This is a genomic window from Halococcus sediminicola (assembly GCF_000755245.1).
GTDB lineage: Archaea > Halobacteriota > Halobacteria > Halobacteriales > Halococcaceae > Halococcus > Halococcus sediminicola.
In genome coordinates this window covers 37146-60875 of sequence record NZ_BBMP01000024.1, presented here as the reverse complement: position 1 = coordinate 60875, position 23730 = coordinate 37146, and the positions used below count along the sequence as shown (strand labels likewise).

Annotated in this window: 22 protein-coding genes; 13 read left to right on the top strand and 9 right to left on the bottom strand. The window is 57.6% G+C overall.

Features of this window, described 5'->3' with window-relative positions; translation table 11 throughout:
* Positions 1-66 precede the first annotated feature (66 nt).
* Together ACP97_RS15490 and ACP97_RS15485 are read left to right on the top strand one after the other, a co-directional pair.
* Positions 67-4410, top strand: coding sequence for a type IV secretory system conjugative DNA transfer family protein (locus tag ACP97_RS15490; RefSeq protein WP_161782636.1), 4344 nt, complete (start codon positions 67-69; stop codon positions 4408-4410).
* A 457-nt stretch (positions 4411-4867) separates the two neighbouring features.
* Complete coding sequence (locus ACP97_RS15485; protein ID WP_154020041.1) at positions 4868-6007, top strand: hypothetical protein; 1140 nt, start codon at positions 4868-4870, stop codon at positions 6005-6007.
* Between the two features lie 146 nt (positions 6008-6153).
* Here ACP97_RS15485 and ACP97_RS15480 read toward each other — a convergent pair whose 3' ends face one another.
* Positions 6154-6666: a MarR family winged helix-turn-helix transcriptional regulator gene (locus ACP97_RS15480; RefSeq protein ID WP_049998746.1), complete on the bottom strand. Its 513-nt coding sequence runs from the start codon at positions 6664-6666 to the stop codon at positions 6154-6156.
* 1864 nt (positions 6667-8530) lie between these two features.
* Between ACP97_RS15480 and ACP97_RS15475 the strand changes: the two genes are divergently transcribed.
* Positions 8531-9400, top strand: coding sequence for a DUF7351 domain-containing protein (locus tag ACP97_RS15475; protein ID WP_049998818.1), 870 nt, complete (start codon positions 8531-8533; stop codon positions 9398-9400).
* Between the two features lie 90 nt (positions 9401-9490).
* A complete protein-coding gene (locus ACP97_RS15470) occupies positions 9491-10747 on the top strand; it encodes an MFS transporter (protein ID WP_049998745.1) in 1257 nt (418 codons plus the stop codon).
* Between the two features lie 80 nt (positions 10748-10827).
* On the opposite strand, the gene ACP97_RS15465 is transcribed toward ACP97_RS15470, so the two are convergent.
* Positions 10828-11796 (bottom strand): IS1595 family transposase, encoded by a 969-nt coding sequence (locus ACP97_RS15465; protein WP_049998744.1) that lies wholly within the window; start codon positions 11794-11796, stop codon positions 10828-10830.
* A gap of 134 nt (positions 11797-11930) precedes the next feature.
* Between ACP97_RS15465 and ACP97_RS20910 the strand changes: the two genes are divergently transcribed.
* Positions 11931-12656 (top strand): toxin-antitoxin system TumE family protein, encoded by a 726-nt coding sequence (locus tag ACP97_RS20910; RefSeq protein WP_237561205.1) that lies wholly within the window; start codon positions 11931-11933, stop codon positions 12654-12656.
* A gap of 229 nt (positions 12657-12885) precedes the next feature.
* Entirely contained in the window at positions 12886-13173 is a 288-nt protein-coding gene (locus ACP97_RS15450; protein ID WP_049998742.1) for a hypothetical protein, read from the top strand.
* A 103-nt stretch (positions 13174-13276) separates the two neighbouring features.
* On the opposite strand, the gene ACP97_RS15445 is transcribed toward ACP97_RS15450, so the two are convergent.
* The 3 genes from ACP97_RS15445 to ACP97_RS15435 all read right to left on the bottom strand — a co-directional run bounded on the left by ACP97_RS15445 (position 13277) and on the right by ACP97_RS15435 (position 15382).
* A complete protein-coding gene (locus tag ACP97_RS15445) occupies positions 13277-13915 on the bottom strand; it encodes a DUF3267 domain-containing protein (protein ID WP_049998741.1) in 639 nt (212 codons plus the stop codon).
* Between the two features lie 79 nt (positions 13916-13994).
* Positions 13995-14408, bottom strand: coding sequence for a hypothetical protein (locus ACP97_RS15440; protein ID WP_049998740.1), 414 nt, complete (start codon positions 14406-14408; stop codon positions 13995-13997).
* A 2-nt stretch (positions 14409-14410) separates the two neighbouring features.
* Positions 14411-15382, bottom strand: coding sequence for a hypothetical protein (locus ACP97_RS15435; RefSeq protein WP_049998739.1), 972 nt, complete (start codon positions 15380-15382; stop codon positions 14411-14413).
* 389 nt (positions 15383-15771) lie between these two features.
* Between ACP97_RS15435 and ACP97_RS15430 the strand changes: the two genes are divergently transcribed.
* Positions 15772-15951: a DUF1931 domain-containing protein gene (locus ACP97_RS15430; RefSeq protein ID WP_237561212.1), complete on the top strand. Its 180-nt coding sequence runs from the start codon at positions 15772-15774 to the stop codon at positions 15949-15951.
* Positions 15952-16298: 347 nt separating this feature from the next.
* Here the strand turns inward: ACP97_RS15430 and ACP97_RS15425 are convergent, their stop codons facing one another.
* Both ACP97_RS15425 and ACP97_RS15420 read right to left on the bottom strand, forming a co-directional pair.
* The gene (locus tag ACP97_RS15425) at positions 16299-16910 is read right to left on the bottom strand and encodes a transcription initiation factor IIB family protein (protein WP_049998738.1); all 612 of its coding nucleotides are present in this window, start codon (positions 16908-16910) and stop codon (positions 16299-16301) included.
* Between the two features lie 26 nt (positions 16911-16936).
* Positions 16937-17344, bottom strand: coding sequence for a FaeA/PapI family transcriptional regulator (locus ACP97_RS15420; protein WP_049998737.1), 408 nt, complete (start codon positions 17342-17344; stop codon positions 16937-16939).
* Positions 17345-17761: 417 nt separating this feature from the next.
* Here ACP97_RS15420 and ACP97_RS15415 point away from each other — a divergent pair, with 417 nt between their 5' ends.
* The 4 genes from ACP97_RS15415 (at position 17762) to ACP97_RS15400 (ending at position 21637) form a co-directional block, all read left to right on the top strand.
* Positions 17762-18250, top strand: coding sequence for an SWIM zinc finger family protein (locus tag ACP97_RS15415; protein WP_049998736.1), 489 nt, complete (start codon positions 17762-17764; stop codon positions 18248-18250).
* On the top strand, positions 18250-19164 hold the full coding sequence (locus tag ACP97_RS15410) for a hypothetical protein (RefSeq protein ID WP_049998735.1): 915 nt from the start codon (positions 18250-18252) through the stop codon (positions 19162-19164). Before ACP97_RS15415 ends, ACP97_RS15410 begins: the two co-directional genes overlap by 1 nt.
* 341 nt (positions 19165-19505) lie before the next feature.
* Positions 19506-20138: a hypothetical protein gene (locus ACP97_RS20905; RefSeq protein WP_237561204.1), complete on the top strand. Its 633-nt coding sequence runs from the start codon at positions 19506-19508 to the stop codon at positions 20136-20138.
* A gap of 821 nt (positions 20139-20959) precedes the next feature.
* A complete protein-coding gene (locus ACP97_RS15400) occupies positions 20960-21637 on the top strand; it encodes a hypothetical protein (RefSeq protein ID WP_049998734.1) in 678 nt (225 codons plus the stop codon).
* An 18-nt stretch (positions 21638-21655) separates the two neighbouring features.
* On the opposite strand, the gene ACP97_RS15395 is transcribed toward ACP97_RS15400, so the two are convergent.
* Together ACP97_RS15395 and ACP97_RS15390 are read right to left on the bottom strand one after the other, a co-directional pair.
* Positions 21656-22159, bottom strand: coding sequence for a type II toxin-antitoxin system VapC family toxin (locus ACP97_RS15395; protein ID WP_079977672.1), 504 nt, complete (start codon positions 22157-22159; stop codon positions 21656-21658).
* On the bottom strand, positions 22152-22499 hold the full coding sequence (locus ACP97_RS15390; protein ID WP_049998733.1) for a winged helix-turn-helix domain-containing protein: 348 nt from the start codon (positions 22497-22499) through the stop codon (positions 22152-22154). The genes ACP97_RS15395 and ACP97_RS15390 overlap by 8 nt, the downstream gene beginning before the upstream one ends.
* A 181-nt stretch (positions 22500-22680) precedes the next feature.
* On the opposite strand from ACP97_RS15390, the gene ACP97_RS15385 reads away from it, so the two are divergent.
* On the top strand, positions 22681-23211 hold the full coding sequence (locus tag ACP97_RS15385; protein ID WP_049998732.1) for a hypothetical protein: 531 nt from the start codon (positions 22681-22683) through the stop codon (positions 23209-23211).
* Positions 23208-23612 carry a hypothetical protein gene (locus ACP97_RS15380; protein ID WP_049998731.1) on the top strand — a complete coding sequence of 135 codons (405 nt, stop codon included), beginning with the start codon at positions 23208-23210 and terminating at the stop codon, positions 23610-23612. The genes ACP97_RS15385 and ACP97_RS15380 overlap by 4 nt, the downstream gene beginning before the upstream one ends.
* Positions 23613-23730: the final 118 nt, after the last annotated feature.

Sequence of the window (23730 nt, the reverse complement as noted above, 5' to 3'; positions counted from 1 at the left end):
GACACTGGCGGTCTCAGCAAGTCCTATTCTGCCACGGACTACGCAGCCAGTGAAATCACCCCCGAAATGGCCGCAGAGTTTGCCCCGCCGGACGACGTAGAGCAGGCCATCTCCGTGCGTCCCCACCGTGATAACGGCGGCATCGAGGCGATGATCGAAGTCCTGGAATCGCTGCACACGGTCGAAACCACGACGAAGGGTCTCCGCCGCCGCACGGTCAACGTCTCGCCCGCCCACGCAGCCGAGATACGGTACACCGCCGACGAGAGCGGCGAGAGATCGCTGTCGCTTCAGTACGTTCCCGGCAGCCAGTCGCTCGCCGGTACCTTCGAGGGACAGCTGCAGACGCGCTACGATGAATCACTGTTCGACCGAACCGATCCCGCACTCTTGCCGGTCGAGCAAGCCACTGCTGCCGACGAATCCGGCGCTACCGACGGTGAGTCAGTCTATATCTCAGGTGCGACACTCGCGCTTCGCAAATACACGCTCTTTCCGATCAAGAATATCTCGCTGCCGGGCTTCCGCTCCGATCCGACCGGCGCGATCATGCAGGAAATGGTCGATTCACAGGATGATGTAGCACCGGATGCGGATGTCGTGGTTCAAATCATGTTCCGCCCCGAAGACCGTGGGTGGCGACAGGGCGTGTCCGGCGGTCACGGGCTTACCGACGAGGATGACCCGAACATCACGGGTGAGCTGTCGCTTCAGGAACTCTCGTTCAACCTCAACCAGCCGACTATCAAGAAAGAGCGGATGACGTTCACCAAGGAGAAAGTCGAGTATCCCGCTTCGAAGGTAGACAAGAAGATCGCCAACCTTCTCGAAGAACAGCAAGGAGAGAAGGGCTGGCATCTGTGCTTGCGCGTGTTCGCGCTCTCGGAAGACCCCGAGGTAGCGAAACGGCGCGCATCTAAGACTGCCGGAATGTTCGAGAACTTCTACGAAGCCAATAGCGAACAGACGTTCATCCCTCAGCCGATTAGCCAGCGCAATCTCACCAACGAGTACGCTGACGCGGCCGCACGAGAATTTGAGGAGACAGGTATCGTCAAGGCACAAGGCGAGATCGCCGGTCTCGTAAACATTCCCGAAGCGAAGGACATTGCGACGAACAAGATGCGGTGGTCACTGGCGAAACCCGGCGACGGTGTGCCACCGAAAACCCCGCGGTTCCCGTTCGATGACTACGGGGTCGTTAGTGCGAGCGACCACCTCAAAGAGACCACGATCTTCGACGCCAGCAGTCCGGGCGACCCGTTTTACTTCGGGTGGGGAGCAAAGCACGGTACCGAGGCCGGCATCTTTTCGAAGTTTTTGGATGCTCACATGTTCATCGCCGGCCGCACTCGATATGGGAAAACCGTGCTCACCGAGCATTTCTGCTCACAGGTATTCGAGCGCGAGCAGGGCGCTCTGGTCATTGATCCGAAGGGCGACGACGCGGAGGATTTCATTCGAGAGTGGCCTGAACACCGCGATGAAGAGGACCTGATCGTAATGGACCTTGGGCTGGGTCCTGACGATGAACCCTACGAGAACATTCCCCGGTTCAACTTCATGGAGATACCACCGGGGTATGACCCTGACTCACGGTTCGCGGCGACGATGATCGAAGCTCTCGCTGACGATATCGCCGCGATGGTCGCCCAGTCCGGTGGCTCAGAGAAGTACCTCGGTGCGCTGATGAAGCGCGTAACCAAGACCGTATCGAGAGGGTTGCTGCGGTCCGGACGCGGGGTGAGCCTGCTCGATCTGGCCTGCGCGTGTTCATCGCAGACTGGTCTCTCGGAGTTCTCGCGCTGGATGGACGACGAGCGCATTACGTTCATCCGAGAGACTGCCAAGCGATTCGAGGAGAAAGAGGACACCGACCTCGAACCGCTCGCCGGCCGGATGGACGAGTGGATTCACAACGACGCCATCCGCGATCTCATTTCCGCCCGTGACCCGTCGTTTTCGATTCACGAAGCGGTCGAGGAGGGAAAGGTCATCGTGCTCCGCTTCGCCAAAGGCGCAGGTGAGACCGAGCGCCGGCTGCTCACCACGGCACTCATCCGACGAACGTACGCGAGTAAGCGTGTCTGTGACAACGAAGAACCGTTCTACCTCGTGTGCGACGAGTTCGATAAGATAGCCACTGAGGAATCCAACCTCCACACGATTCTCTCGGAAGCGGGTGGACACAACTATCGCTGCGTGATGGCCTGTCAGGCTCCCGGCAACCAACTTCCCGAACGGCTGAAAAATGCCGTCGGCAATCAGTGTGATACGTTTCTCTCATTCAATCCCGGCACGAAAAATGCTGATTACGTCGCCGAGCACCACTCGGTCGATGCTGAGACGCTTCGAGAGATGCCCCGATACAAATGCTACCTCCGTACCCACACCTCTACCGACGATAACACCCACTCGTATCTGGTCAATGCTTTTGAGCCGATTCAAGAGGTGCGAGAGAGCGCGACCGGCGAGACGGGCATGAGCGACGAGGAGGTCGAAGCGCTCAAAATCCAATCGATGAAGCGCTATGGCGAACCCATCGAGTCGGCAGAGGAACAGCAACAGTCGTCGGCATTCTACTTGGAAGACGGTGAGCCAGTTTTCGAGGATGGAGAGGAACCAGAGCCGGCGGCGGCCGGACAGACATCAACACAGCGCCTCTACGAAGCGGCTCACACAGTGCAAATTCGCCGCGATGCAGTCGGTGAGTCTGTTCCTTACGAAGAGGTCGTTGCGGAGCTTCGCCGGATAGCGAGCAGTGATCTCGGCTCAGACAACAAAGTCGCCAATCTAATCGAGGAGACGCCGGATACCGAACTCGAAAAAGGCAAGCGAGAGGGCGAGCGCGTCCTGACGCTGACTACCGAAGGGTTGCGGAACGCAGGTCTCACACAGGATACAGGCTCCGCCGAGAACGGCGGGGGGTTCGATCATCGGCTTGTCCTTGCGAAAGCGAAAGCTGCGTTCGTCAAGCTCAGCTATGCGACGTGGCTTCCAACGCAGGATAGCAACGAAGCCGCTGACGGGATGGCCGATCTCCCGGTTGATCCAATGGCGACGAACGATCCGACCGAGCGCCGCAAGCGCGAACAGCGGTTGAAAAACGACTTTCCCCATGTTTGGGAGTTCGCTGGTGAATACAACGTCTCGATTGAAGCCGAGACGAGTACGATGGACGCCCCCGAACAGACGCTTACCAACCTGCGGAAAGCGATTAACTCCGGGCGATTTTGCGTGTTCGCGCTGAAAGACGAGATGTTCGGCGATCCTGAGCAGTTCGACCATTGGCGCGAGCGCGGCGAGAAGATCATCTACGACACCTACCGCGAAGGTGGCGAGGTGAAAATCGACTACAACACGCTGACGTTTGCGAACGAAACCGACGAGAACGGCAACCGCTGGTTCTACAACGAGAAAAAGAACCATCTGAAAATCGAAGAGGGCGTGTACGCGCTTCGGACCGTCCGCGAGGAAGGCAGCACGCAAATCCGCTGGGAAGAAGAGTACGGCGAGGTCGTCCTGCGGGATACAGGTGTGAAGGAAGACCGCGAAGAGATCGCGCCGCCACAGGAGTACATGCGCTTCGACAGTCCTGAGGCAGTGGCAAACGTCGAGCGCGAAGATACAGCAGCGTACTACGAGTACGACCAGAGCAAGGGTGTCTATGTCGTTCGCACCAAGGATGGAGGCCGTGAAGAGTACGAGACGAAGGGGGCAATGAAGCAGAACTGGCGGCGCATCTACGCACCGTTTATCCCGGAAAACGAGTACCGACGTACCCCGACGCCGGACGATTTCTGCTTTGTCGTATTCCCCGACGTGGACAACCCCGAGTATGACGAGCCGCAGATTGCAGCGAAAGGTGAGTTCGAGCCGCTGTTGCCCGACGAGATCACGCTGCCGGAGACGCCAGAAGGATTAGCTGAAGAGGGTGACGATGAAGACGAGAGGAGCGACAAAAGCGAAGGCGAGCCCGAAGCCGTCGATGGTGAGGTCGAGGATGGGCGGCCAGAGAAAACCGAATTCATTGAGATAGTCGCAAGCGAGATCGCAGCTAAAGGGGTGCCGAAAGCACGAGCGGCCGAGCGAACCCGTCAAGTGCTCACCGGAGTCGACCCAACGCAGCTGACCAAAGAGCGAGCAGTCACGATGGTCGCACCACTGTTCGATGCTACTCTGTCGAATCCGACCAAGAGAGAAGAACCATCGAGCACTAGTGAGGATGGTGAGATCACTGCTCCGCGTGTGCCACCCGAGGCGAAGGGATCACCCGACGCCAACGACGAAACTGAAAGCGAGGATTCCTCTAAATCCGATGACGATCAGCCACAGAAAACCACGAATCAAAGCGAAAGCAGCGAGGATGCAGATGAGAGCGATCACGGATTCATGGGCCTCTCGCCGTAAGTGTGAGCGGTCGAACCGAACTGAATTGGTGATAGGGAGTAGCTGAAATCTTCGGTGTTCTCACATCACGGATTGGCGACTTGTTGAAATCGCCGTGCGAGATACAGCAGTACTCTGCGACGAGCTGGGCGAAACCTACTGCGTTGATCACACTAGGACCGTTGTCATAGCGGACAATCTCGAATTAATCGTTCAGGAGCGCTACGCCAAAGCGGCAGTGATATAAGCACCATCGGACTCTACTGAGTCCCAATAGACAACTAGACCAACCTAACTATTATCAATTCCTCCTCAGGATCGAAATTTTCCATAGTCTACGCGTCTTTACGTCGAGTTTTGTGGGCTTAGAGGTCTTTATTCTCTCGAATCCTATTTACTATGTGATTTCTGACTTTATTTGGACTGGGTATACTTTTGGACAATGTTTATAGTCATGGAGCCAATCTGTCCAAGTACAGTGAGACCGAATATCGAGATCGACTGGGCACTGCACGGGCGAGTCAAGTCGTACGATGAGATAACGAACAACGACCTCGACCAGTCATACGCAGACATAGTAGAAGCAGGGCTCGAAGAACTGAAAGTAGTCGAGGTACCAGATCGAGATGAACTGCTGAGAGGCGGATCTCTAGAGAATGTCCGGTACACGAGCAAAAAGAACCTCGGTGGGGGGCTGCCGACTATCGTGTACTCGTCGTTTCTCCCATACTCAACTGATGCGATGTACGTCATAAACACAAAAGAACATCGGAACAACGGTGTCCGGGGGCAGGAGGAACTCTTCGCTGGGTTTGCTCGTGCAAGTCCGTACGTCGGTCAGGGGGTCTGGAGCATCGGTCAAGAGGGCGGACACTGGAGCGGGCAGGGGATCGCCGACTACTACGCAGCTCTCAATAGAATGAATGATCGATATGAGCGCGACAACCCAGAGCGGACGCACCACTCGGAGTCCGCAACGTATGTCACGCCGATCAAGTCACCTGGGACCGCGTACCTTATCGTCGACAGTCAACCCTCGCGGGGAGAAGAAGGAACAATGGGTGGTGATCGAACACGCTACCTGCATATTGATGTCGTCACGGACGGTATTCCAGTCAACGATACGCCTATCCGGCGAGCAGTGGGGGCGTTCGGCTACCAACTTAAAAACGCCCAGAAGCCCAGCGATTTCCTTCGTGTCAAGACGCGAGTCAACCCGACCCTCCCGCAAATCTCGAACGAGGATGTCGTTGAGACTATTATGGAAGAGGAACGAACGCAGCCGCCATATCCGAAAGCCCTCATTGTCGAGAACCCCTTCCGAAAGCTATTCAACGAGAGCCAGGATGAGGACATGGGACGGGCTCATGAGAGGTATATTAGAGATCTCCAGCCAGAGCACTCAACTGATAGCGACAAAACGCTGTCAGAGCAGCTGAATCACCTCCTCTCACTTGAGCACGTGTACGTAAACCTGCAGGGACCGTTCATCGAGCAAAGCGATACGCTCAATGGGTATAGCATCAGTAGCGTCGAATTTGCGAAGCTTCCCCTTGGGGGGAATCATGCGCTTGACTCGCTATGGATCGAGGCGGAACCAAACTTCGTCAGTAGATAAAATTGAAATTGAACTCGTAGAGCTTGGAGACAATTCATTTTGATAGATCCCGACAAACTTTCTGAATGTATTCCATGTACCTTTCATTATGTTCTGACGGCTATCAGGGAGTACACAAACCAGAGTATGAATTCTATCGCTAATCTCTAGCCGGATGTATGCTCGGCCATGTACTCTTCAAATTCTTCGCCGTGCTTCTCGCGCAGAAAATCGCGCATTGCGACCATGCCTTCGACGACGTATTCATACTCCCGCCGGTTTTCCGTATCCCAACTTCCATAGGGGGCGTTCATCTGCGCTTCGAGTCGTTCAATCCGTTCAATGCTCGATACCGGGGAATCGTCTGAATCGTCCTCGTCTGTGGTGAGGCGTTCAGCGAAGGCTTTGCCCTGCTCGGTAAGCGTAACCACCTTCGCTCGTGGTCGTCCCCCATCTGGGTCGGGTTGCATGAGATCAACGAGACCGTGGGGTTCCAATTTCGTATTGAGCCGATAGAGGACAACGTTGTAGTCATCAATACCCGTGATCGCGCGAATTTCGCTCGTGTCAGCAGTGCCCCCGTTGTCGTGGATCGCCTCTATAATTGCATGAGCCTGCCAGTCAAGTTCCGTCTCAACATCCGATTCATCACTCCCATCCGCCCCGGCTGAGCCATCCATAGAACATATCAAGCACCAGTATATATTAAACTCACGATTCAAAATACAGACTCAGAGCCATCGTAGTCACCCTATACGGTTTCAGAATCAGGACTCCTATTCAGAGTCAATTAGAGTTTATCTCAGCGCGCCGTCCACAAAACCCCCGATGCTGGGGTGAGAATAGACATTGGCGATAGCCGGGAGCGTAGACAGATCGACCCCCGAGCAGAGCATATCAGCGATCAGAGAAAAAGGCCGCAATCGCCGATAACAGCGCCGGGGATTCAGCGAGGCATAGCACTGCCGGGATTCAGGCCACTCCAGAGCAGGCCGAGAGTCAAGCCGCGTTTACTACCACAGGGATTCAGACCAGCAAAGCAACACTGGGATTCAGTCAGTCAGTTAGAGACCCATCGTGATTCAGGGGAGCGTACCATCATCGAGGATACAACCCCGGCGAGACACACCACCGGGATTCAGGTCTGCGACTAGCATCAGCAGGATTCAGAATAGCAGCATCGTCGAGGATTCAATCTCCGGTGAGGAGCATCACCGAGATTCAAGCCAGCGACAACACATCGCGAGGTCTAGTTCGCACCAACAAAGTCCTGGATTTCGGGCCAGCGAAGCAACCAGTGAGAGTTAGCCAGTCAATCAGAGCAACAGCGAAGATTCAGGATTCACCATAGAACACTGCCGAGGATTCAGGCTAGCCCTGAGAGCCTACAGATCACTGCTGAGAGACAGCAAGCAACAGGAGGTCCCCCTTCACCGCGACAGCGATAGCAGCGCAGCAGCGAGCAGTACAGCGCCAGCGACAGCAAGCTGGGGGTCAGGCCGACTACCAGCGGCCAGCACTGGAAAACCGCTAGGTGATAGACCGGGGGTCCAGCAGTGATAGCAGCGTATCACTGGGGTCAACCCAACAGCGTCAGCAAGCCGGAGTCAGTTAGTTCTCAGCGACAGTCCGGGGGTCAGGCCAGCAGTAGCACCGTACCAACATTGCGTCGGCAATAGCGACAGCACAGCCCGCAGCAGCGGGGGCTGCAACAGCGAAAACAGCACCGCGAGTCCAGCAAGACCGCGACAGCGACAGCACCGCAACAGCGGCGGCACAGCGACAGCTACAGCAAGGCTGAATCCCAGCGTGTGTTTCAGCTTCTACTCACTACCAGCACTCAGCAACAGCGTTCACTACCTACTCTCAGCACAGCACTCTCTACCAGCTTTCAACACAGCCCTCACTACCAGTTACAGCACCGCTTCACTACCAACTCAGCAACAGCTGTGAGGATTCACCAGCGTGGTGCAGGGCACTTCCAGGAGTGTGAGTGAGAGCAAGCCCGAATCCCGAGCGAGCGCGAGAGCGAGACAGCAGGAAAGCGGTGGCAACAACCCTGAATCCCCAGCAGGCCGATACCAGCGATGAGCCAGCAGCGTCGTCCTGCAACAGCAAGAGATACCGCGAGAGCGACGGCGGGCCTGAATCCCGAGTCTTCGACGACCATCTGAATCCCGAGCAAGCGAGTAGCGGGCAAGTGGCCAGAGCGGGTGACTGCAAGCCCGACCCCAAGTGTGTACCAGCAGTGGTGATAGCTGTGCATCGCTTCATCTGACCTCGGCCAAGCTACGCGCAGGGGACAGGGGCAGCGGAGCACCGCGTTAGCGGTGCGGGACGGTCCGCAACAACACTCGCGGTCCCGAACGGCACCGGGGACCGACCAGACATTCGAGCGTCGAGGACGGTGTACTGTCGGCCCAGTAACCGCATGATGCAGATGTTCTAACTTAAGCCGAGACGATGAGTGGAACATGGTTATGTTCAAATCGATCCTTATGAGATAGTGGGTAGAGCTATCCTTCTCCGATGAAACTTCACCGCATGACCGATTCAACCAAGCAGACCGATTCAGAGAAGAGTTCACCCGAGAACGCCTTCGCGCTGCTCGGAAACGAAAACCGCGTTAGGATTATTCAAGCGTTTGACGAGGCCAGTGAGGAATCACTTTCCTTTTCGACACTACGGAGCTACGCCAACGTGGATGATAGCGGCCAGTTCAACTATCACCTCAACCAACTCGTCGGGAGCTTCGTTCGTCGTACTGAAGACGGCGAATACGAACTGACCTACGCCGGTCAGCGAGTCATCGGGGCCATCTGTTCGGGAACGTTCAATCAACGCGGGGCATCGCTATCATTCGAACTCAGCTCTATTTGCTCCGTCTGCGAGTCCGCACTGTTAGCAGAATATAAGCACGAGCGTGTTACTATCAGCTGCCCCACCTGCGACGAAGTGATTTCGACGTTCGGCTTCCCACCGGGTGCGTTCGCAAATCGTTCCCGTGATGAACTCGCCCGCGCATTCCACAGTTGGATTCGGTCATATATCGTATCGGTGTTTGGAGGACTCTGTCCCAACTGTGCTGGCCGTATGTGTGGCTCGATAATCGACGATTCCGAGTATTTCTACGAGGGACAGGAGGTTGGCATCGAATATCGTTGTGAGCGGTGTAACGAGAGTTCCGTATCTTCAATCGGCATTTACCTCCTCTCACACCCGGCCGTCTACGCCTTCCACCACAACCACGGTATCGACCTCGGCGAAACGCCACTCTGGGAGCTTCCGTGGCTGCGTGAGGAGAATTTAACAGTACTCTCACAGGACCCGTGGCGCATCGAGACGACTCTCGAACTCAATGGGGACTCCCTCGAAATAGTGGTCGATGAGGATCTCTCCATTTCTCCCCTCTAATCTGTCTTACAGAACTGGGCTTCGGGTAGCTAGCTTACCGAAATGGTGTTCTGCTAACTATTATCTCTCGATGTTCCCTGCCTCTCTTCGATGCGAGCACTCTTCGGAAACGTGGCGTTCAGGCGACTCTTCGCTGGACGGATAATTACGAACGCGGGTGACAGCCTCTACTACATCGCGGCGATGTGGCTCGCGTACGACCTCAGTGGTTCGGCGATCTACACTGGACTCGCGGGATTTCTAACTCTCGCCCCACAAGCGTTGCAGTTTCTCACGGGACCATTCGTTGACCGTTGGGATCTTCGGCGACTTCTCGTTGCTACACAGGTGCTTCAGGGCGTGCTCGTGCTCATCATTCCGTTTGCCGCATGGAAAGGGTGGCTCTCGGTAGAACTCGTACTGATCGTGATGCCGGTCGTTGCGATGCTCAACCAGTTCGTCTATCCAGCACAGAATGCTGCTCTTCCCCGAATCGTTGATAGAGAGGAACTGGTCGATGCGAATTCGGCGTTTTCGTTCGCCTATCAGGGCGTGGATACGGCTTTCTCGTCGCTTGGTGGAATCCTTGTTGCGCTCGTGGGTGCAGTGTCCTTGTATCTGATCGATTCGGTGACGTTCGCCATGACAGCACTCATCTTCGCCGCGACGAGAATCCCGGCTCTCGAGGACAGCGAGACCGAGGAGAGCACGGATCACGTGGCGTCGTCACTCTCAAACTATGTTGAGAATCTCCGCGAGGGAATCGAGTATACACGCGGGACGATCCTCGTCTTGATGCTTATCCCGCCACTGGTCGCCAACTTCGCCGTCGGCGCGACGATGGCCACGCTTCCCGTGTTCGCCTCACTTCGCGGTGGTGCGGGAACGTATGGGATGCTACTCGCTGCGATAACTGCTGGTCTCCTGCTCGGCGCGCTCGGTGCCTCGCTGCTGAAAGGGGTTTCAGTACAACGTTTGATGGCCATCGGGTTTTTCCTGAGTGGCGTCACGTGGCTGGGCGCGATCTATGTTCAGTGGCTCCCCGCGACGGCCATGCTGTTCTGTCTCGCATGGATCCCAATCGGAGCAACGAACGTCGTTTTCATGTCGTTGATCCAGACATATGTTCCCGAGAAGCTACTGGGACGTGTGACCTCGGTCATCATCAGTGGTTCTGCGGTGGCGGAACCACTCGGATCGCTGCTCGGCGGGGTAGCAGGGGAGACAATCGGGAGTACTGTCGTCGTCGCTGTGACTGGTATCGGCTTTCTGTTTGTGACGTTGTATTGGGTCATGCATCCGGTGTTACGCCATCTCCCTGCCATCGAAAAGATCGAGCCTACAGAGTACGGTCTAAAGCAAGTGTAGGCACGGACAAAAATAGTTCTTCGTCAAGCGAGCGCAACAGGGACGCACAGACCCGACAGATCGAATCGCTCTTGTGTAGATTAGCGGAATACGTTGACAGCGACGCAATCGACAAGGCTGTGGATGGGTGCTTGAACAAGATTCAGGGAGCGAAGAAGCCCGAAGGTGCGAGCGGCCTGCTCCAAGCCCTGCTTGGACAGGCCGCGGAATTTCGCCAGCCACGGTTGCACTAACGACCAGAGGCATTCGACCTGATTCGTGTGGATACCTTCCTCTGAGACGTACTCATCATCATGGACAACGGTTCGATGCTCGTGTTCCATTTGCTGATACGCGGGAAGCTCGTCGGTCCAGATCTCTCCCAGCGGCTGGGAGAGATCGCCTGCTTCCTTAATCACTGGCCCGAGGTTCTCGTCGTATTTCGACCCCTCTTCGGCTGAGATCACCTGGAGCACGTCGCGGCAGGCCGCGACGAGCGTCATCTCATCGCCCTGCTCTCCTGTCCATCGCGCCCGTCCGGGTCCGGGGGACCCGCCGCGGGACAGTCCGTCCCGCGGTGGGTTCTGGCCTTTGAACCCCGAGCACACCCGCTGCGTTTCGTCCACCTGTGTCGGCCCAGCAATCGTGTGCTCGATGCGTTCCCAAACAGTCGGGAAACCGCGAGCGAACGCGGTTTCCACGTCGCTAATTGCCTCGAAGACGGTTTTGTAGGCGCGGTCAAGCAGCGGTGCGATTTGGTTGATGCTGAGGAGGGAATCAGCGTACAGGACGAAGGCGACGAGGAACTCGCCGGGGGCGAGTTCCGAGTCATAGAAGGGTGTGCCACGGGTGTAGGTGGTTTTCCAGTCACAGCGGCCACACCAGATACGGGCCGAGCCATCGAGGGCGTGGAGGGCGTCGGCGTCACAGCTCGGGCAGGTACGGGTGGTCCAGATGGCTTTGAGTCGCCGCTCGACGATGGCGTCGAGCGGCTCCGGCCGAAACTCTATTGCTCCGAGGTCAACGAGTTGCTCAAGCATTCCGCCGAAAGCAGCGCGTTCATTGGTCATGTACGACTGCTGTCGGCGGGATGCCGTAATCTCCGTGACTCGGTTCCGCTAATCTACACAAGAGCGGATCGAATTGTATGGTGGGGACAAGACCAACATACCTATTATGGAGGGGTTCATACCTCCATACGTCGATGGCAGACTACGAGACGGTTGAAGACTATACCGTCCAAGAAGGCAACCGGGTGACCTCGGTCACGATTCGAAAGACCGACGACTCACAATACCCCTGTGGATGGGACTACTCCCTCCACTATGGGACGCTGGAGGGCGAAACCATCCTCCGGTACGACAACGCCCACGAACGCGAGAAAGGCCACGAACGCCACACGCGCGCGACAGCATCGAGGAAATCGAGTTTCCCGGCATGGGCGATCTTCAGACCCGATTCGACCAAGAAGTGGATGAACACCGTCCCTAACCGTCTCTCGCCATCACACCATACCATGTCCGAACACACCACACTCACGATCCGGGTTGGAAGGGACGAGGCAGAGCGCGTCCGAGAAGAAACCCACGACCGCATCAAAGCCGCCGAACGCGGTGACGAACTCGAAGAGCGTCACGTGTTGGTGCTCGAAGACGAGTCCGCATTGTCTCGGCTTATCACCGAACCCAACTTGGAACTCATCCAAGCAATTCGCCAGTATGAGCCATCGAGTATGCGAGAAGCGGCGGAACTCGTCGGTAGAGGACACAAAGAAGTCAATCAGAATCTCACCGTGCTGGAGGCATTGAACGTCATTGACTTCGTGCAGGAGGGCCGGTCGAAGCGTCCTGTCGTATCGTTTGATGAGATCGAGGTTGATATTCCGGTTGCACACTCTGCCGACTCTTCAGAGAGCGCTATCGCGCCGTAGGTCCTACTGACGGCTCTCACGCCCGGAATGATCGGTTCTTGCTTCTACGCGATTAGCTGAGTAGGTTGGCTGAACTAGTGACTACTGTCACTGAGTCGACTAAATGGTTTCAAGCATGGTCGGCTCCGAAATTTGTACTGTCGGGATGGATTTTGAGTTCCGTGTATCTGAAAGCTCTACCCATCTTTCTTCTCCACCATTTAATCCTGAGGCGCAATAACCGGCGAACATGACGGAACAACTGGGGGACAACAGTCTTCGCGTGTGGCTCGTCGAGCGGACTTATTCCGACGACGAGCAAAATCTGATCATCCTCACCTACGCGACCCTCGATGGTGAGCAGTACTACCGCAAAGAGCGAGCACTGACCTCTTTTACCGATGTCCGCGACACCACGGCAGCTGTCGATGCTGCCCCGGAGAACCTCGGCTCTGTCGACGATCCCGACCTCCAAGAGCAATATATGGCCGAAGCACAGCGGATGCAGGGCACTCACGATCCAGACGACGTGATTTGACGCAGTAACTGAATCCAGACAGCCCGAAGCTACGTCTTGCGTTCCAGCGACGGCTACAAGGAATATCCGTTCCGTGCATTCAACGGCGACTAGCCGACATCAGTTAGAATGTGTTTTCAGATGACGCTGGATATGCAACCAGCGTCCGATGCCTCGTATTGTAGATGAGAGAACCGCGCGGAAGCCGCGAAATCTCCCACACGGAATAGACATCAACCGCCGACCCGGCGACGTTCGCCGCGAGCGCGAAATACGCAGTGGACAGCACCAGCGGCGCGCGAAAATATCCCGAGGCAATCAATACGACAAACCAGAGCGGTGTCGCTACAACCAACGGCGCGAGATAGAACGCAACCGTCTCACGCCGCGTCTGAATCGCCTGTCTCGATAGCGTCTGAAATCCCATGCTCCCCACCTGAAACGAGACATCCGCACCGATCCACCACGCAATCAGTCCGTGGAATGCCTCATGGACCACAACAACCGCCACAAGAATTGCGAGGGCCACTGCCCACATGATCGCAGGAGGGAGCGCCGGAAGCGTGACCGCGCAAAGGTTCGGAACAGCCCCCAATACGTAGGCGAACAGCAGCCCGCCGGCCACCGAGGTCATGAGGAACGCGCCGGCTTTCGCCGTTCGAACCGTCCATTCCCCTACGGGCGTTGAATACGCACGCCATTGTTCGTATCCCGGCAGCGTCTCTGGGATCGCCTCCCGTTCGTCAATCGGTACGAGATCCATCTTGAGACAGGCGGGTCTTATTGGGCTACACCACACGAAAACGGAAGAGACACACGCCCCACAGACAGAGAGCGTCGTCTTACTGAAACTCGCGCTCGATTGCGAGTTTTCGCCCCGCACGCTCAGCTGCCGTCGGGTGTCGATGAGCAAGCGTTTCGATATGGTTGCGGATGCTCTCAGGGACATCCACCTCCACCGACGGGTCTTCGCGCAGTTCCCGCCAGAGACGGTGCATTTCAGGCGTCACGCGAATACTCAGCATCTTCGTCTTCTCGCCTTCAGAAAGGTCCTCAAGGAACGCCTCGACATCGAAGCTCTCAGCATCCCCAGATGGCACCTTTCCGTCCTCATCGCCTGTTGCGGCGCTCTCAGCGGCGTCCATCGCATCCCCGAACGGATCATCTTCACCCTCATCTGTTCCCCCATCGGTTCGGTAGTTCATGTCTGCGCTCCCGTTGCCGTTATCGTTGTCGTAATCGTTGTCGTCATACATTGTTAAGCCTCCTGTAGATAGTTCTCAAGCGTTTCGCGTGTGATCTCCACCTGCGCGGTTTCATCGTATTGTCGCGCTCCAGCCCGGAAAGCATGATAGCACTCTTGACGGACGCGGCGAGGAGTGCCGTCACTCCGGTTAGTAATCGCACTCAATGCACCCCCTGCGTAGGGATCGGTAGCGTAACCCTCCGTATAGGACTCTCCACGCGCCCACGCTAACCATCGAGCGACTAGTTCGGCCGTCTCTGCCACGTCGAACCGGGTGAGACGACGGTCGGCAGCAATGAGCCGTGAAGCGAACGTCTCTCGGAGCTGCGTGATTCGCTCGGATACGTCAGGCGTGCCAAACAGGAAGCAGATGAACACGGGTTCGCCTTCGCCGAGATCACCGATGCTTTGCAGCCCCGCGAGCAACTGCCGAAACGTGCGCGTGTTTCGGGCGGCGTCTTCCAACTGATCGACTTGAACAATACACGCTTTCCCCTCGTCTTCGAGCACGGTAGCCACCTCTTCGACAAGTGCGCGTACCTCATCTGTTGGATGGGGATACTCTTCAGGAATCACGTCGGCAAGATCATCGTACCGTTGTAGGCCGTCAAGCAACCGCGTATAGAATCGCCGGGTCGTGATACTCTCGACTTCCCGAATACGCACGATCCGAAACTCGTCACTTCGCGGGCCGGAACTGAGCGAACGATAGACGAGATCGCGGAAATGGGACTTGCCCGCCCCACGCTCGTCGATGATCGACACATGTCCCGCGCGGTTCAGGATGTGTGTCGCTACCTCTTCCAACAATCCATCATTGACACGGACAGCAACGCTCGCATCCGGCACCGTCTCAGCAGTGAACGGTATGCGGTCGGATCGGAGACCGAGCTGTTCCGCATACTCACGTTGGAGCGTTTCGGCCCGATCAATCGCCTCGCCGAAGGGGTCGTCTTCGAGCGCGTCGGTATCTGGTGGCCCCATGTATGACGTTTACGTTGTCGTTGGTGTTCTACATAAAGCTTTGTCAGACAGCCTAAGACATCTGAAGCCCAGTTTCACGTGTATTCTCTCATAGTAGAGCCGTCGCAGCGGGCGAGATCAACATTTTCAAGAAATCGGTCATGAGAGAGCGTCTATGACGAATACCGTCGTCAAAGCGCCATTCGCCAGCAGAGCCGGAACCCATAGGATCGTCTTCGGTAGCGAGGTCAGTATCAGGTGGTGCAATGTATGACGTCTACGTTGTCGTTGGTGTTGTACACAAATTCATCAGACAGCCTGCAACATCCGAGATTCCAATTCCAAGCGGATTCCCGTAGGAGAGCCGCCAAAACGCACGAAAATACACATCTCTGAGTACCGATCCCCGCATCGAGCGCACGTATGCAGATACTATCGTCAAAGTGATCGTGAAGAACGAACTGAACGACATGAGCGTCTCGGCGGATTTCTACGACGCTCTCGATGAGAAGGTCGACGAACTGCTCGATGGCACCGCCCGTCACGCCGACGACAACGACCGCAAGACTGTCCAGCCGCACGATCTGTGAGACACAACGACCGCCCAGTGCCGTTCTGACCTGCTCTCTGTAGGAATCACACACGTTTCAGAGGGTCGGGGCAGGATTGCGGACCGCCAAAGCCGCTCTCGCGGACGATTCCAAGCAGTCACCGGCCCCGGTCGGCTTTTACGAGGGGTGGGTGACGGCACGCGAAATATAGAGGAAGAGGGGAAGAAAGCCGGAGAGTGCGGCTTTCACGGCCAAGAGAACTATGAGACTGCCGGACAGACAGTCGCACGTCGAGGACGGCGCACCGTTGGCCCATAGCTACCCATCGTCTCACGGCAGTCGCATCCCCGTCCTCGGCCTTCTCTCGTCAGGACCCAACGCCGGAATCAGTCCGTATCGAGATACTGCCACCGACTCGCAGCGATTTTCCCATGCCCATCGCCTTCCAGTACGTGTACTTGTTCATGAAGCCGATGTCGAATAGTCACTGCGGAGACGCCAGCAACCGTAGCCACCTCGCGCTGCGTGAGGCTGCCATGCCGATCACGGTCGGCGTGATACACCGCAGCGGCGGCCACCCCAGCAAGCTTCACCCCCGAATGCAGCCCTGCCTCTGCACTCTCGGTGACGATCTCGTGCGCTCGCGCTTCCGTCCGATCTTCCACATCGAGCGAGTCAGCGAACCGCTCGACGAATTCGTGGGGATTCGGAGGTTCGAGGGCAATATCGAGTTCGTCCGCGAGGCGTCTGTACGTCCGGCCGAGCGTCGTCCGATCCACGTCGGCTTCAGCGCTCACCTCATCGAGCGTGCGAGTCTCGCCATCGCGGCGGAACGCGGCATACACGACGCTCGCGGCTATCACTTTAGTTGACCGTCCCTTCTGCAACTCCGCAGCGAACGCCCGATACGCGAGCGCATGGGCTATCTCGTGGACGGTCTCAGGCGCGTCGAGAGCATCGATCAAGCCCGCAACCTCAGCCTGCTGGTGGTCGTTCATAGATTCAAAACGTAGCTGGGAGACCGCTAGCTGTCCGTGGACTGTTCGACCGGATGCTTGTCGCCGTCCTCGTACACGGTATCCCCGACCGTGATCACCTCGCCAAGTTCGTGGCTCAAACGCTTGAGAGCCATATCGGCATCTTCCGCCTCATCGTCCTCAGCGCTCTCTTCGTCGGTTCCATCCTCGTCAGGAATGTACCACAACACCGCGCGCCCACCCGTATCGCGTTTTTCGACTTTGCCGTCAAAGCGGAGCTCTTGGAGCTTGTTGCGCGCCGTTAGCGACGAGCAGCCGAGCGCATCGGCGATGTCCGACGTCATTCCGACCTGCTTCGGCAACGACGCCAGTATGTCGTATGTCTCCTCGGTCGAATACATCTCCGCGTATTCGCCCTGTTCAGTCCACTCACGCTCTCGCTGATCTCCCGCCATATGGTCCCCCTATCAAACCAATCGACTTAGTAGTAACGCATTACCTCAAAGCCAAAGGAAAAAGGAAGAGAACTATGTAGCAGCTATATCTAAATCATCAAAATAAGCGGCAAGTGTCACCTCTCACAAGCGGCGATAAGCAGGTCAATCATCGTTCTCAGTGGCCGAAACGACATGCGATTATAACAAGCCTAAGTCCGCAACGGACCACCGCAACCGACTCATTACTTTCTGTGTTCGTTCAGCACCAAAATCGATAGACACCGATAAGAAACCAATAGCACAAAGCAAAAAGTTTAAGTTATCGTGTCTGTTACTATGGAGTAGAGACAGACCAGCCCCTCGGGGCGCTATTCCAATTGAGGAAAGCGCCCGCGCGCTGTAACGCGCGGGCTGGTCTGTTTCGTCCCACAGACCATGAGCACGAACGAACCCAGCGGTCAAGAATCCAGCGAATCGGCCGATGAACGACGCGGCAGCGAAGCGGTAGCCAAGCGTGTTCACCGAGCACTCGATAGCTTCTACCATGTCGAATCAGCCGGCGACGGCGGCGAGTATACGGTTTTCAGCGGATCGGGCAGCACCTACACGGTCAACCTCCCCGAAGGGACGTGTACGTGCCCGGACGGTCAGCGTGGGTCGTGGTGCAAGCACGCCCACCGTGCCGCGTTCGTGACCGGTGAAATCCCCGCCATCGTCGGCGTTCACGTCGCAGCCGACAACGACCCCGACATCGAAGCCGACGGCGGGGACACCGACGATGAATCCGACGCCGACAGCAAAACGCTGGCTGAGCGCGTCGAACGCTTCGAGACGAACAATCCCGGCGCGTCGGCTATTGAAGTCATCAGCCAGCTCGGCATCGATCCCAGCCAGAAAGAGCGCGTCGAGGAGGTGCTGGCCTAATGTCCGACACCCCGACCGTCACCCAGCAGTATTCGTTTACCGTCGACGAGGGCGGCGACACCGACGGCATCGAACCCACCGACGAAAGCGTCGAGACCTCACTAGAAGCGTTCGGAGCGTCGGTAGACCACCGCGAGCGCGATACCCGTATCGACCAGCCCGAGGCGACGAACTTCGGCGTGGACGACCGCAAGACGGTCACGCGCACCGACGGCGGCGAGCAGCGCGCGCTGTTCGCAGATACCGACGACGACCAGCAGACGCTAACCGGCGAACGCGCCGCCAGTCAATGCCTTTTCGAGAGCGACGACACCGAACGCGACAGCGGCGAGGAAGGCAGCGATGAACCCACCGCGACCGAGGGCGATGAACCCAGCCCGCGAGCGGTCGCCGATGGCGGCTACGCCGAGGACGACGAGAGTCAGTCACAGAGCGACGAAAGCAGCGACGCAGGCAATGGCCCGGATGAGTCGGACGACAGTTACGAGAGCGACGAAGGGACCGGGAGCGACGAGACGGACCCCACGTTCGATCCCGACGCCGAAACCGTCACTGAGGCATGGGAAGGCGCGTATATCTCCGCGAGTTGGGGCTACAACCAGACCAACGTCGAACTCGCCCAAATCGTCGCAGTCAGCGATAGCGGGAAGACCGTTCTCGCCCGGTTCGTCGCCGCCGAGCGCGTCGGCCACGGACGCACGAGCGAGCAGCTACGGCCGACCGCCGAACAATACGGCGACGAATTTCGCCTACACGTTCGGGACGGCATCGACGGCGACCCACGCTTTCGCGGGAGTTATCCGCTCGGCAACGACGGCGACATGAACGGCCCCACGCGGCGAGGGTCGTTCTACCCGTGGAGCAACGACCCCGACAACTCGATACGCCAAACAGCCACCAACCACGGCCACTAACTCGCCAACCGCCGAACCAGCCCGCCAGGCGGCCGTATTTTCCGAGCATGTGAACGACGAGAAGCGGGCCAGTTTGCCATCTCAGTGGTGCCGCACATACGCCATTATGACAAGCCCATCTTTCCTCCGCCACACAGCGCCGCAACCAACGCAACAGACCAACCGCGAGCACCGAAATCGCAAGACAACGGTAAGCTATCGATAGGATAAAGGAAAGGGTTTAAGGTCCTAAGGCCGTTACTATGGAATAGAGACGGACCGGTCCCCCGGGGCACTTTCGAGCGAAAGGAAGTGCCCGCGCGTTGGAGCGCGCGGGCCGGTTTGTCTTTCCCCGACAAACCATGAGTACGAACGAATTCAACGGTCAAGAACGTACCGACAGCGAACCAACCAAAGCCGAACTACGCGCCAACTGGGAAGGCTTCGAGTTTCGAGTTCCTGCCGAGGGACGAGTTCGCGTCGAAAACGTCAGTTACGGCGCTGATTCGGACGAACACGTCTATGTCGTGAGTGTCGAGGCCGGCATTCCGTTCGATTGCACGTGCCCGGCATGGGAGTACCATAACCCCGAGGACGGCTGTAAGCACATGCAGGCCGTCGAAAATCAGCCTGCCGTCACCCGCGCCGCAAGCACGACAACTGGTCAGCAGGTTGCGACCGATGGCGGAACCCAGCGGGCCGTCCCCACCGACGCAACTGATGCTGACGGCACCCAACCACAGACTGACCACTGGGATCAGGCGGTCGAACACTTCGGCGACAAATCCGTGGGTGCAGGCGAGAAATCCGAGTGCCAGTCGTGTGGTGTGCGCTTCGAGATAGCGATGGTCGCCGCGACCGCTGAGAACAGCCCCAACTGGGAGGAATTCTACGAGTGCCAGAACTGTGGCGCGACGGGTTCGCTCCGCTTTGACGGCGAGAGCGAAGCAAACCAACAGCAGTGGGCCGGACGCATCGCCTACCCGGACGAATAACACCGATGCAATGCGCGATTTGCGGCGCGGACGGCGCTGAATACGACGACCCGGTTGCACCCCGCTCGGCTACACGCGGACTGTGCGGTGTCTGTCGGCGGCGCGAGGGCGCGCGCTGACACTGGACGACGCTTTCGGACCTCACATGCAACAGACCACGCTTAGCGACGATCAGACGACCAACGACTAACCCACGGCGAGCACGCTGTCGAAGGGCGATATGTCACGACCTACCTGCTTGGAACCCTCCACGAGCAGGAGGTAACCGCTTCAAAGAGCACATCGAGCCTAATTCCACCTTGTGTAACAATCGATGAGAGAGACAGGCCGATATGTTACATAAGGTAGGTTTAGCGTTCCGATAGAGCCTATCTCTTCTGTCACCGATGGATATCGAAGATTGGACGAGAGCGCACCAAACAAAATCGCTTGTTATCATACCGACCCAGTGCGCCGAACAGCTACGTTCCTCTGCGTCGGCACATGCTGGCGTTCTTCGCACCGATACATGAAAGCGAGAATTGAGCGTGACAGTGTTATTTCCACACAAAACTTATTACAAACAGCTTGGAAGCGCTAGTCGAAGCACCTCCCCGCTCCGTAGAAATCGGGGACCAGATCGGCCCGCTGCGTGGCATCACCGTTGCGGGAGGAATTTCCCCGAATCGTCTCTCATAGGCCAGTTCTATAAAGCAACTGGCCGATCTTCCTGTCGTTCCGTTCGACAGCCAAGACCGCAAAAAGGAGTTCGAGCAAGAGAGTCGTCAGTGAGAAGGCCAGAAGGGTTATTCGAAGAGACAACTGGATATCCACCCACAGCTATGGATCATGCCCCGTTCGATATTGGCGAACCAGTCGTTGACCGCGAGCAGGGTGAGAATCCCAATACAGCGATCATCGTCAACTGTCCGCCCAAAACCGCCGACGAGTGGACTGCCTACCGCGATACCACTGTCGCCGAGGACAATCCTGACTATCCCGCGGATGCGCCCGTTGCCGTCGCAGTCTATCGCGATGAACTTGCCGAGTTTGACCCCAACTGGGACGAGCGCGACACGCCATTCTCACTCAGCGATCTCGGTGAAGCCAGTGTCTCACACTACTCGTTTCCTGCGCCACGACTCAGAAGCATCGAACACTCTGAAACCGAAAGCGAGCAAGAAGCCCAAAACAACGAACGCACACCCGAAGAGTCCTCTCTCGATTACGAAGATGGGGAAACAATGAGTACGGATGAGGAGCCTGCTGTTGACGACGACAACGAAAGCGACTCCCAGACCGAATCCGAACCCCCGGCCGCTCTCGTGACACTCAAAGAAACGCTCGCAGAGCGTGGGGTGAGTGCTGAAATCGATACGGATGGAGAAACCGTCGCCGCCGAGAAACTCGGTGTTACCTACCGCGTCAAGCCCGAGGGAATTGTCGAGGGTGACGGCCCTCACCGCGAGCAGATCGAACGGATCGCCGGGGAAATAGAGCAGTGCGAGTCGCCTGTCTGATCAACCGAGAGAGAAGAGCTATTCGGTGAATTCCCCAGTATCAACGGGCACACGAGTGAATCCGAGGGTGGCAAAATCACTATCGAACGAGAAGATACACTCAACAGCACGCTCGTCAGCGAGTACCCCCGTAATGTGGTCTACGAGCGTTATCTCGTGATCGTCGTAACGGTCGAACTCCTCACGTGCATCCGCGAACGCCACCGGATCCGCCCGGACGGCATTGAAACTCCCCGCAGAGAGAATATCGCCGAGTGCCCGCGTGGCGGTCGTATGGTCGATCTTGTATAGCAACAGCGCTGCGAGTTCCGTCAGCACGAACCGGGTCGTGTACAGCGGAGCGTAGGCAAGGTCACCCGTACGAATCGCCTGAAAGATCGAGCGAGCTGTCTCGTGATGCTCGTCGCGCTCATTGTAGTACGCAAAGAACGCTCCGGTGTCGATGAATAGTGGTTCGGCACGTACGTCGGCAGCGCTCGCGGATGTGGAATCGGGACCAGCACCGGTGCTGGTGCTATTCATCCGCCAGCGCGTCGGCGAGATACTCGTCTGTCTGCGAGGCGTCCGTCGGCTCAGCCGACGATCCGGGCTCAGCATCCCAGAATCCGTCATCGGAATCAATGCCGGCCGTAGTGCGTTCGTCATCGTCGAGCCACCACACGGCTACCGCGCCGATCTTCTTGCGATGCACTCGCCCGGCCTCGGCGAGTTTTCGGAGGCGCTGGTCGGCACTCTGACGGGCGACGCCGAGGTGGTCGGCGACCTCGCTTGTCCCTGCCGGGTCGTTCTCACGGACGGCATCGAGCACATCCGCATCGGTGTGGTCCGAGGCGTAGCGTCCGTGTTCGTCACGTTCGGCCATAGAGTGCCGTAGACATCCCATACTGATAAATCCACCTGCTACGGTGGCAAACCGATGGGTTTATACCATATGCTACCGTAGCAATTGGCAGAGACAGACCGGTCCCTCGGGGCACTTTCGAGCGAAAGGAAGTGCCCGCGCGTTGGAGCGCGCGGGCTGGTTGTCTCGGTGGAGAACAACCATGACGACGAACGCAACCAGCGGACAAGAATCCGACGCATCGGAGATCAACCAACACCCGACCAGCGAAGCCGACGATAAGAGCCACGAGACGGTTCACGCGGCCGGTGACTGGATGCTGCTCGTCACCGCAGAGGGCTACGTCGAAGCCCGCGAGGACAAAGGGCCATACGAGGGAGCGCGGTACTTCACCACCCGCAGCACGGTGTGGGCACCGCGAGGCGCGGACTATCGCTACGGCAAGACTATTGAGGACGTGCTGGCCCGCTACGTCCACGAAACGCGCTTCGAGCGCGATATGAGCGAACACGGCGCGGCGCTGCGCGCCGGTGTCATCACGGCGCTCCAATCGGTTGCTACGGACGCCGTGTGTGGCCGCAGTGAGTGCGGCGAGCGCGCGACCCACGTCCGTCACGTCAACGCGCCGACCGGCCCGAAGACTGCCATCGTGTGCAACGACCACGCTACCGGAGGGGCCTACGTTACGAATCATCCGCTCGAAAACGTCCACGAGCAGGAGGACGGTCTATGATCGTCGAGGCACAGTATACGACCGTTCCCGTCGAGCGCGTGGTTGCGGGAGTCGCTATCAGCGACGGCGAGCACGCGCGCTGTGGCTACTGCGGGCGGTCAATCGGCGAGGGGTCGCCGATCGAGATCTATGCGTATTCGATGTCCGACGAGTGTGATGTGACGGTCGCGCGGACCACCTGCATTGACTGTGCGCCCGACGCTATTTCCCATCCGACGCTCGGCGGCACCGAGTGGCTGGTACGCGGTACGCTTGCCCTGCGAAGCGATCTCGCAAGTCAGGTGCACCGACTCGTGTTCGTACCTGACGAGGGCGTGATTGATGTATCGCCGCCAACTGAGAGTTCGGAGGGCGAAATGGAGCAGCAACAGGGAACAGCCGTCTGCTGTCGGCAGCCGTAGCGTAATTCGGGAGCAGCGGGGGAACGGATTATCGCTTGCGAAGGGTCATTCGCAATCCGTTCTGAATTTTCGTGCCAACCTATAGCAGACCACAAGCACGAGACGCTCATTGAGTGTG

What these genes read in the sequence shown, in the direction of transcription:
- ACP97_RS15390 (WP_049998733.1), bottom strand. Translation starts at nt 22,499, where the DNA reads ATGGCCGAACGTGACGAACACGGACGCTACGCCTCGGACCACACCGAT.
- ACP97_RS15490 (WP_161782636.1), top strand. Translation starts at nt 67, where the DNA reads ATGGCCGCAGAGTTTGCCCCGCCGGACGACGTAGAGCAGGCCATCTCC.
- ACP97_RS15380 (WP_049998731.1), top strand. Translation starts at nt 23,208, where the DNA reads ATGATCGTCGAGGCACAGTATACGACCGTTCCCGTCGAGCGCGTGGTT.
- ACP97_RS15415 (WP_049998736.1), top strand. Translation starts at nt 17,762, where the DNA reads ATGAGCACGAACGAACCCAGCGGTCAAGAATCCAGCGAATCGGCCGAT.
- ACP97_RS15465 (WP_049998744.1), bottom strand. Translation starts at nt 11,796, where the DNA reads ATGACCAATGAACGCGCTGCTTTCGGCGGAATGCTTGAGCAACTCGTT.
- ACP97_RS15425 (WP_049998738.1), bottom strand. Translation starts at nt 16,910, where the DNA reads ATGAACGACCACCAGCAGGCTGAGGTTGCGGGCTTGATCGATGCTCTC.
- ACP97_RS15410 (WP_049998735.1), top strand. Translation starts at nt 18,250, where the DNA reads ATGTCCGACACCCCGACCGTCACCCAGCAGTATTCGTTTACCGTCGAC.
- ACP97_RS15470 (WP_049998745.1), top strand. Translation starts at nt 9,491, where the DNA reads ATGCGAGCACTCTTCGGAAACGTGGCGTTCAGGCGACTCTTCGCTGGA.
- ACP97_RS15440 (WP_049998740.1), bottom strand. Translation starts at nt 14,408, where the DNA reads ATGTATGACGACAACGATTACGACAACGATAACGGCAACGGGAGCGCA.
- ACP97_RS15385 (WP_049998732.1), top strand. Translation starts at nt 22,681, where the DNA reads ATGACGACGAACGCAACCAGCGGACAAGAATCCGACGCATCGGAGATC.
- ACP97_RS15400 (WP_049998734.1), top strand. Translation starts at nt 20,960, where the DNA reads ATGGATCATGCCCCGTTCGATATTGGCGAACCAGTCGTTGACCGCGAG.
- ACP97_RS15450 (WP_049998742.1), top strand. Translation starts at nt 12,886, where the DNA reads ATGACGGAACAACTGGGGGACAACAGTCTTCGCGTGTGGCTCGTCGAG.
- ACP97_RS15475 (WP_049998818.1), top strand. Translation starts at nt 8,531, where the DNA reads ATGACCGATTCAACCAAGCAGACCGATTCAGAGAAGAGTTCACCCGAG.
- ACP97_RS15420 (WP_049998737.1), bottom strand. Translation starts at nt 17,344, where the DNA reads ATGGCGGGAGATCAGCGAGAGCGTGAGTGGACTGAACAGGGCGAATAC.
- ACP97_RS20905 (WP_237561204.1), top strand. Translation starts at nt 19,506, where the DNA reads ATGAGTACGAACGAATTCAACGGTCAAGAACGTACCGACAGCGAACCA.
- ACP97_RS15435 (WP_049998739.1), bottom strand. Translation starts at nt 15,382, where the DNA reads ATGGGGCCACCAGATACCGACGCGCTCGAAGACGACCCCTTCGGCGAG.
- ACP97_RS15480 (WP_049998746.1), bottom strand. Translation starts at nt 6,666, where the DNA reads ATGGATGGCTCAGCCGGGGCGGATGGGAGTGATGAATCGGATGTTGAG.
- ACP97_RS20910 (WP_237561205.1), top strand. Translation starts at nt 11,931, where the DNA reads ATGGCAGACTACGAGACGGTTGAAGACTATACCGTCCAAGAAGGCAAC.
- ACP97_RS15445 (WP_049998741.1), bottom strand. Translation starts at nt 13,915, where the DNA reads ATGGATCTCGTACCGATTGACGAACGGGAGGCGATCCCAGAGACGCTG.
- ACP97_RS15395 (WP_079977672.1), bottom strand. Translation starts at nt 22,159, where the DNA reads ATGAATAGCACCAGCACCGGTGCTGGTCCCGATTCCACATCCGCGAGC.